The sequence below is a fragment of the Burkholderia sp. Se-20378 genome (assembly GCF_017104665.1).
Lineage (GTDB): Bacteria > Pseudomonadota > Gammaproteobacteria > Burkholderiales > Burkholderiaceae > Burkholderia > Burkholderia lata.
Genome location: NZ_JAAGPG010000424.1, coordinates 1 through 7,425 on the forward strand (window position 1 = coordinate 1; position 7,425 = coordinate 7,425).

The 7,425-nt window shown below is 67.7% G+C and carries 5 protein-coding genes and 1 pseudogene; all 6 read right to left on the minus strand.

Features of this window, described 5'->3' with window-relative positions; translation table 11 throughout:
- Positions 1–57: 57 nt before the first annotated feature.
- Positions 58–1,473: pseudogene (locus G3N93_RS30125) on the minus strand (APC family permease); the annotation flags it as partial.
- A 238-nt stretch (positions 1,474–1,711) separates the two neighbouring features.
- Positions 1,712–3,052, minus strand: coding sequence for an aspartate aminotransferase family protein (locus G3N93_RS30130; RefSeq protein ID WP_174947441.1), 1,341 nt, complete (start codon positions 3,050–3,052; stop codon positions 1,712–1,714).
- Between the two features lie 70 nt (positions 3,053–3,122).
- Entirely contained in the window at positions 3,123–4,625 is a 1,503-nt protein-coding gene (locus G3N93_RS30135) for an aldehyde dehydrogenase family protein (protein ID WP_206134586.1), read from the minus strand.
- Positions 4,626–4,811: 186 nt separating this feature from the next.
- Positions 4,812–5,483, minus strand: a complete 672-nt coding sequence (locus G3N93_RS30140; protein WP_206134587.1) for a hypothetical protein — start codon at positions 5,481–5,483, stop codon at positions 4,812–4,814.
- A gap of 50 nt (positions 5,484–5,533) precedes the next feature.
- Positions 5,534–6,274: a LuxR C-terminal-related transcriptional regulator gene (locus G3N93_RS30145; RefSeq protein ID WP_206124223.1), complete on the minus strand. Its 741-nt coding sequence runs from the start codon at positions 6,272–6,274 to the stop codon at positions 5,534–5,536.
- A gap of 161 nt (positions 6,275–6,435) precedes the next feature.
- Positions 6,436–7,317 (minus strand): neutral zinc metallopeptidase, encoded by an 882-nt coding sequence (locus tag G3N93_RS30150; protein ID WP_174937144.1) that lies wholly within the window; start codon positions 7,315–7,317, stop codon positions 6,436–6,438.
- Between the last annotated feature and the right edge of the window lie 108 nt (positions 7,318–7,425).

Genomic DNA, 7,425 nt, shown 5'->3' on the forward strand with positions numbered 1-7,425 from the left:
TCACTGTTCTGGACGATCGTCGTGCAGCGCCGGCACCCGTTCAAGCCGGTGCCGGTCGAGGAAGTGCTGCGCGGTGAGCCCGAGCATCGCGCCGAACGGCACGTAGATGTCGCGCGCGTTCATGCCCGGCGGCGTGATGTACCAGATTGCCAGGACGATGCCGACGCTCGATACGATCTGCGGTAGCGGGAACAGCGGCGAACGGTACGGGCGCGGCAGGTCCGGACGACGAATCCGCAGCATCACGACCGACGCGGTGACGAGCAGGTATGCGGTGCCCCACGCACAGGTCGCGGCGAGCACGAGGTGCAGGATGCTGTCGAGATTGCCGTTGATCAGCCACGCGTGGAAGATCGGCACGATCGCCGCCGCGACGATGCCGACCACCGGCGTCTTGAAGCGCGGATGCAGGTATGCGAAGCAGCGCGGCAGCGCCCCGTCGATCGCCATCCCGTACAGGATGCGCGGCAGCCCGGCCATCAGCGTGTTGATCGTCGCGGCGCCTGCGCACAGGAACGCGATGCCGAACCAGATGCGGCCGAAGGGCCCGAGCACCTGCAGCGCGAACGCGGGAATCGCGCCCGGCGTGTCGAGCAGGTGCGTGAGGCCATCGGGGCTCACCGGCACGTTCGCGACCTGGCGGCGGATCGCAGCGCCGTACAGGAACATGCAGATCGCGACGCCGACGAGGCCGAGCGCCATCGCGCGCGGAATCGTCTTGCCCGGCGACTTCATTTCCGGCGCGAGCGGCGTGACGAACTCGCAGCCGACGAACATGAACATCGCCATCCCGACCAGCGACAGCACGGCCGGAATCGACGTGCCGACCTCCGAGCCGCCGAACCAGCCGTCGAGATGCACGGCCGGCGCGGCCGCGAGCCCGAGAATCCCGAAGATCATCAGCGACAGCCACATGCCGGCCGTCAGCACGATCTCGAGCTTGCTGAACACCTTGATGCCGATGATGTTGGTGATCGCGAACGTGACGACGAGGCCGACGCCGACGAGCCACGAGCTGTTGTGCTTCTCGAACGCGGCATTCAGCGATTCGAAATTGACGAGCGCCATGATGCCGCTCAGGATCGTTTCCGCCGTGCCGGCGAACACGTGCACGAGGAAATACGCGGAGATCGTGCCGGTGATCGCCCAGAAGCGGCCGAGCCCGCACGACAGGTAATCGTAAACCGAGCCGGCCGTCGGCAGCATCGCGGCGGCTTCGGAGAAGGTCGTCGCCTGCGCCTGCATCATCACGAACGCGATGATCATCGCGACCGCGAACGCCCAGCCGCCCATTCCGAAGCCCGACGTCGCGGTGAGGATCACCGGGCTTGCCATGATGAGGCCGACGGCGCTCGCCAGCGCGGTCGGAAAGCCGACCGCACCCGCCTTCAGCGCCGTGCCGCCACCCGCTTCAGCCGGCGTGCCGGCGGGCGTATCGCCCGCTGCGCCGGTAACTCCAGACCATCCCGACATCCTTGTCTCCTTCCTGTGTCGACCCTGGCCGCCGCTTTGTCGGCGGCCGGGGTTCCATGGCTATGCGGTCGGTCCGGGGCGGCGCTTCAGCGCTTCGATACCCGGGCCCCCTTGTCGATCACACCTTGATCCGATGTCGAAAAAATACGCAGGCAAAATAATCCGGTCATAGCGCAAATCGGCAAACCGGCGGCAGCCGCGCTGCCCGCCGCCGGCATGCCGTCACGCGATCACGCCATCACGCGAACGGCACGGCCTCGAAGCCCGCCGCGAGCGCGTCGACGATCCGGTCGAGCTGCTCGCGCTGGATCACGAGCGGCGGCGACAGGATGATCTTCGTGCCGACCGGGCGCACCATCACGCCGTTTTCGCGCGCGACTTCCGCGACCGCGTTCGCATAGCCGGACAGCGGGTCGATCGGCTCGCGCGTGTCCTTGTTCGCGACGAGGTCGAGCGCGAGCATCAGCCCCTTGCCGCGCACCTCGCCGACCGCCGCGAAGCGTTCCGCGAACGGCTTCAGCGCTTCGAGCAGATACGCGCCCTGCTTCGCCGCGTTCGCCGGCAGGTCTTCCTTCACGACGATGTCGAGGCTCGCGATCGCGGCCGCGCAGGCGACCGGGTGGCCCGCATACGTGTAGCCGTGCATGATCGCGCCGCCGAAATCGGCGTTCGCCGCGAACGCGTCCTCGATCCGCGCGTTCACGACCGTCGCACCGAGCGGCACGTAGCCCGACGAAATCCCCTTCGCGAGACACATGATGTCCGGGCGCACGCCCCAGCCGCGGCTGCCGAACATGCTGCCGCTGCGGCCGAAGCCCGTGACGACTTCGTCGGCGATCAGCAGCACGCCGTAACGGTCGCACACCTCGCGCACGAGCGGCCAGTAGTTGGCCGGCGGCACGATCACGCCGCCCGCACCCTGGATCGGCTCCGCGATGAACGCGGCCACCGTGTCGGGGCTCTGGAACTGGATCTCGCGCTCCAGCATTTCCGCGCAGATCCGGCCGAGTTCCTCCGGATCCTGCGTGAACGGGTTGCGGTACAGCCACGGCGTCTCGACGTGGAAGCAGCCCGGCAGGTTCGGCTCGTAGTTGCGGCGGAACACCGTGTTGCCATTCACCGACGCACCGCCGAAGTGCGTGCCGTGATAGCCCTGCTTCAGCGAGATGAACTTGGTGCGGTCGGCCTGGCCGCGCACCTTCCAGTACTGGCGCGCGATCTTCAGCGCAGTCTCGATCGAATCGGAGCCGCCCGAGCTGAACAGCACGCGGCGCATGCCTTCCGGTTCGAGCAGGTCGATCACCTTCTTCGACAGCTCTTCCGCGCGCGGATGCGAAATGCCGTCGAACAGCTGGAAGTATTCGAGCTCGTCGAGCTGGCGCACGATCGCGTCCTTCACTTCCTGGCGGTTGTGGCCGACGTTCACGTTCCACAGGCCCGCGACGCCGTCGACGAGCTTGCGCCCCTCTTCATCGAATACATAGCAGCCGTCGCCGCGCACGATGCGGATCGGCTTGCGCTGCTTCATCTCGTTCGGGTGCACCATCGGATGCCAGAATTTCGCTTCGTTGTAGCTCATTGCAGTCTCCACTGTCGGATCGTTTGTACCGGAGTCGTTCGGGTTCCGGATTCGGGGGTCATGCCGCGCGTCAGTGCGCGATGCAGACGGATTTGGTTTCGGTGAAGCCTTCGATCGCGTACTGGCCGAATTCGCGGCCGATGCCCGATTGCTTGTAGCCGCCGAACGGCATCGACGGGTCGAGCGGGATATGGCAGTTCACCCACACGGTGCCGGCCTCGATCTGCGGCACGAGGTTCATCACGCGTTTCAGGTCGTTGCTCCAGATGCTCGCGGCGAGGCCGTACGGCGACGCGTTCGCGAGGCGCACCGCGTCGGCCGCATCGTCGAACGGCACGACGACGATCACCGGGCCGAACACTTCGTCGCGCACTATCGCGCTGTCCGGATGCGGATCGGCGATCACGGCCGGCTTCACGTAGTAGCCGGGCAGGTCGTCGGCCGGCGTGCCGCCCGCGAGGAACGTCAGGCCCGCGCGGCGCGCGCCTTCGATGTGCTGGACGACCTTGTCGCGATGGTGCGCGGAGACCAGCGGGTTGATCTGCGCGGTCGTGTCGAGACCTGCGCCGAGCTTCATCGACTGCGCGACGCCCGCAAGACCGTCGGCGAGCTGCGCGAACTTGCTGCGGTGCACATAGATGCGCGACGCGGCCGCGCACACCTGCCCCTGGTTGAAGAACGCGCCGGCGGCAACGCCGTCGAGCGCCTGTGAAACGTCGATGTCGTCGAGCATCACGATCGGGTTCTTGCCGCCGAGCTCCAGCGAGAAGCGCGTCATGTTCTGCACGGCTGCCGCGCCGACCAGCTTGCCGGTCGCGGTCGAGCCCGTGAACGAGATCTTCGCGATCGACGGGTGGCTCGCGAGCGCGGCGCCGCACACGCGGCCGCCGGTGACGACGTTGAACACGCCGGGCGGCACGCCGGCTTCGAGCGCGAGTTCGGCCAGGCGCAGCGCGGTGAGCGGCGTTTCCGGCGACGGCTTCAGCACCATCGTGCAGCCGGCCGCGAGCGCGGGAATCAGCTTCCACACGGCGATCATCAACGGGAAATTCCACGGCACGATCGCGGCGACCACGCCGACCGGCTCCTTGCGCGTATAGGCCGTATAGCGTGCGCCGGGCGGGAACGGGATCGACACGTCGAGCGTCTGGCCGGTGATCTTGGTCGCCCAGCCGGCCATGTAGCGCACGTATTCGACGCTCGCGCCGACCTCGATCGCGCGCGACACGTGAATCGACTTGCCCTGGTTCAGCGTTTCGAGCTGCGCGAGCGTTTCGGCGTCGCGCTCGATCAGGTCGGCCAGTTTCAGCAGGATGCGTTCGCGGTCGGCCGGGCGCAGGCCGCTCCACACACGGGTGTCGAATGCGTGCTTCGCGCTGGCGACCGCGCGGTCGACGTCGCGTTCGTCGGCGTCCGCGACCGTCGCAAGCCGCTCGCCCGTCGCGGGGTCGTACACGTCGAGCCGCGCGGCCGCGTGTGCGGGCTGCATTTCACCGTCGATGAAGAGGCCGAAGTCGCGCGCAACGAAGGTGCGCACGGTGTCGCTGACGGCGACGAAATTCGTGGTGCTCATGGGCGTCTCGATGATTGTCGTGGCTGGACCGCATGCGCACGGGCACGCGGGCGTCGTTCCACTGTATCGACGAGGGTTCGCGCCCGGTGAGCGCAAATTGGCAGCGCGTGGGCGCTGGGGGGCGGGTTCGAACCGCGCGGGAGGGCTGGCGGTCGACGCGAACGGCCGGCCCGGGAGCGACGCCGGTCAGCCGCTGACGCTCATGCAGCCCGCCGGCGCAACCAGTTCGTTTTCCTTCGCACTCCCGGATGTAAACAGGCAAAAGCTGGCGCCGAGGTCGCTTTCGAATTCCATCAGGAAGTCCAGTCGACCGTCGCGATCGAGGTCGCCCGCCCAGACCAGCGATGCGCTGAACGGCGGCGAGCTGCCGCCAAAGTCATGCAGGACCGACCGCTTGCCGTCGCCTTCGGCAATCACCGCACCGGATACCGTGTGGCGCAGTGCGTACCGGCGGCCGTGAAAACCGAAGCGCAGCGGGCCGGCGCCCGGTTCGATCGCCTTTCCGTTTTTCGGGAACGTCAGGTTCGCCGCGTCGACCTTGCCCGACCTGAGCGACTTGCAACGGAACAGCGCCACGGCTTTTCCGAGGTTTGACTGGATGTCGACGATGTCGCCGCCCGGTTCCGATGGTTCGAACCGGACGCTTGCCGGCGCGAGCTTCCAGCGGTTCCCGACCGGTATCAGCCCGAGCCACCCGCCACCAGCATGGTCACCGGCCTCACCGACGTCGTCCGGCGCAACCCGGGTCGGTTGCAACACGAGGCAAGGATCGGGTTCACTCTCTTGCGCGAACGCCGTCGAGGCCGCGGAGGCCCCCAGCAACACGAGCAGCACGGCCAGCAGCGCTTTGGTATTCATGAATCGGCGATCGCGAAGGTTCGAATTCCGGACCGCAATTATCCGACGAATTACAGGAACAGCGCCCCGACCAGTTCCGTGCGGTTCGACACGCCGAGCTTGCGGTACATGCGCATCAAGTGCGTCTTGACGGTCGGCTGGCCGAGCGCGAGATCGCGGGCGATCTCCTTGTTCGAAAGGCCGTCGCGCACGAGGCGCGCGACCTGCTCCTCGCGGTAGGTCAGCCGCTCCTCGCAGCCGATCCGGTGGATCCCGCTCCGCACACGCAGCAGCGGGCTCAGCGCGGCTTCGGCCACGGGCTGCAGCCGCGCGAGCGCATCGATCTCGCCGGGCGCGAACCGCCCGGCCCTGCTGTTGCCGGCCGCACCGTCGCGCGTTTCACCCGCCCCGAAGCGCAGCAACGAGAACGCACCGACCGTCCGGCCCGCGTCGCGCAGCCAGATCTCGACGACGTCGGCCACGTCGTGCCGTCGCAGGAAACGGGTCCAGTACGCGGATGCGTCGCGTCTTTCGTCAGGCAATTGGGACGCGAGCGTGACGACCGCGCGTTCGCCTGCCGCGCAGCGCGACGGATGCAGCGGGTCGAGCATCCGGTAGCGCGCGACATAGGTGCGATGCATCGATTCCGGCATCCCGAACAGCTCGAAATCGGCCGGTTCGCCGCTCTGGTCGAGCCGGTAGAACACGATCGCGGACGGGCTCGCAAACGCGTCGAACGCGTCCACGCACGCGCGCAGTGCACGTGACCAGTCGGCGGCGGCCGGATCGGCGGGAACGGATGGGGTCGGCATGGTGGGATCGGCTGGCGAGCGAACGCATCGAAGATCGAAGTTCGGGCCAGCCTACCGGCGCCGAAAAGCGCCGGTGAGCACAAATCGGCAAATCGTCCCGGCCCGGCCGGCATGGCGGGTTCGACCGGGACGAGGTAGGCGCGCGACGGGTCGCGCCGCTTTCAGCGTGCGTTCGCGGCGAACGTGTCGCAGGCGCTCAGCTCGCCCGATTCCATCCCGCGCTTCAGCCAGTACACGCGCTGGTCGCTGGTGCCGTGCGTGAAGCTTTCCGGCACCACGTAGCCCTGCCCTTGCTGCTGCAGCCGGTCGTCGCCGATCGCAGCGGCCGCCTTCAGCCCCTGCTCGAAATCGCCGGGTTCCATCAGCCGCTGGTTCGCACGCTGCGCGTTGTTCGCCCACACGCCGGCGAAGCAGTCGGCCTGCAGTTCCATCCGCACCGACAGTGCGTTCGAGTGCGCCTGGCTCGCTCGCCGGCGCGCGGCATCGACCTTGTCGGAAATGCCGAGCAGGTTCTGCACGTGATGGCCGACTTCGTGCGCGATCACGTAAGCCTGCGCGAAATCGCCGCCCGCGCCGAAGCGCTTGCGCAATTCGTCGTAGAAACCGAGATCGATATAAACCTTGCGGTCGCCCGGGCAGTAGAACGGCCCCATCGCCGTCTGGCCCGTGCCGCATGCGGTCGGCGTCGAGTTCGTGAACATCACGAGCGTCGGCGGCTGGTATTGCGCATGCAACTGGGTCGAGAAAATGCCCGTCCACGTGCGCTCGATATTGCCGAGTACCTTGCGCGTGAACACCGCGCCCGGTTCGTTCGCCGCCGCACCCTGCCGCTGGCCCGGCGCGGGCTGCGCCTGCTGCTGGCGGCCCTGCAGCGCCGATGCGCCTTCGAGTATCACGCGCGGGTCGATCCCGAAGAAATACGACGCGGCGAACGCAACCACGATCGTGCCGATGCCGATCGTCGCGCCGCGCCCACCGCCGAACCCGCCGGCGCCGCGTCGATCCTCGACGTTCGTGCTTTCCCTTTCGTCGTCCAGCCTCATAGCCGGCCCTCCCTGTTCTTGTCGATGGTCCGGCGCGCGAGCGCGCCACCGGGCGATAAGTTGTCGTGGCACGATCCTCGGCCGATGCAGTGCGCGCGTGGGGTGCGC